Source organism: Romboutsia sp. 13368, from assembly GCF_018336475.1.
Lineage (GTDB): Bacteria > Bacillota > Clostridia > Peptostreptococcales > Peptostreptococcaceae > Romboutsia.
In genome coordinates this window covers 1,273,396-1,274,530 of record NZ_CP048741.1, presented here as the reverse complement: position 1 = coordinate 1,274,530, position 1,135 = coordinate 1,273,396, and the positions used below count along the sequence as shown (strand labels likewise).

Below are 1,135 nucleotides of genomic sequence, written 5' to 3'. Positions count from 1 at the left end.
AAAATAAATAAGATTATTAAAAAGGGGAGATTAATATGTTAGATATTAAAAATGATTGTAACCTTATACAAAAATATATAAAGAAGTCAAAATCTAGTTTAGAAGTATTTATGTATTCTCAAGGAGRAATTGYATTTATAATTATGACACCATTTGTTATTGCTCATAAGAAGTACTTTAAYAAAGTAAAAGAAAGTGTAAAAATTTTAAATGATTATTCAAGAAAATATAATTTAGATATAAAATTTGATGAATTCTGTGAAATAGAAAACTATGCAGTTTTGTATAATCAATCTCAATTAAGCTCATTAACAATAAAGCAGTATCAATGGAAATTAGATTATTTAAATAAGTTAAATGATAAGATNNNNATAATTAGTAATTGTTATATAATGTGAGTAAAAAGGGGGGTAAGATGAATTTTTCAAATTTTAGAAAATTAGATTATATATTATTTTATTTAGTTATTGCAGTTTTATTTATAGTTCAATTGTATGAGTTTTCATTAATATCTGTAATAGGTATATTATTGGGAGCTACAATACCTGCTTTAATTTTAGGAACTATAACTAATTTTATATTTAAAAAGAAGTAAACAATTTTAATATATTGCGAAATAATTCATATAAAAATAGCTAGACAWWRRAANACTYCAATATGTCTAGCTATTTTTATTATTTATTTATCACACAATTGTCTAACAGAGTCTTTTATTATTTTTACTCTCCAAAATATTTTTCAATAAAATCATATTTATCTTCATTTTCTACGTTTATATTTATATATTCTACATTTTCAATACCACAAACTCCTAAGGTACCTTTTACTACAACAGTTTCTATAGGGTTGTTTAATCCTTCTATTAAATATTCACTACTAGATTCTGATGTACTAACAACTAATCCTGACTTAATATTGTTTAAAAGACCTTTAGGTTTATTGTTTTCTTCTGTAAAAGCAAATTCTTTTAAAAATACTTTATCAAAGAAACCTTTAAGTATTGCTGGTACATTGTTAAACCATAGTGGGAATACTAATATTATTTCATCACTTTCTTTTAAGTGTTTTTGGTATTTTTTTACTAGTTCATCATCTGTTTCGCCTTTATTATAAAGTTGTTCTTGTTTTGCTATCA

2 protein-coding genes are annotated in these 1,135 nt (G+C 22.4%); one reads left to right on the top strand and one right to left on the bottom strand.

Going from position 1 to position 1,135, the window contains the following annotated elements; genetic code table 11:
* The first annotated feature begins 415 nt into the window (after nucleotides 1–415).
* On the top strand, nucleotides 416–595 hold the full coding sequence (locus G3997_RS05125) for a hypothetical protein (RefSeq protein ID WP_296649148.1): 180 nt from the start codon (nucleotides 416–418) through the stop codon (nucleotides 593–595).
* Between the two features lie 124 nt (nucleotides 596–719).
* Here the strand turns inward: G3997_RS05125 and G3997_RS05120 are convergent.
* The coding region (locus tag G3997_RS05120) for an NAD(P)H-dependent oxidoreductase (RefSeq protein ID WP_296649145.1) at nucleotides 720–1,135 on the bottom strand (416 nt) is incomplete at its 5' end.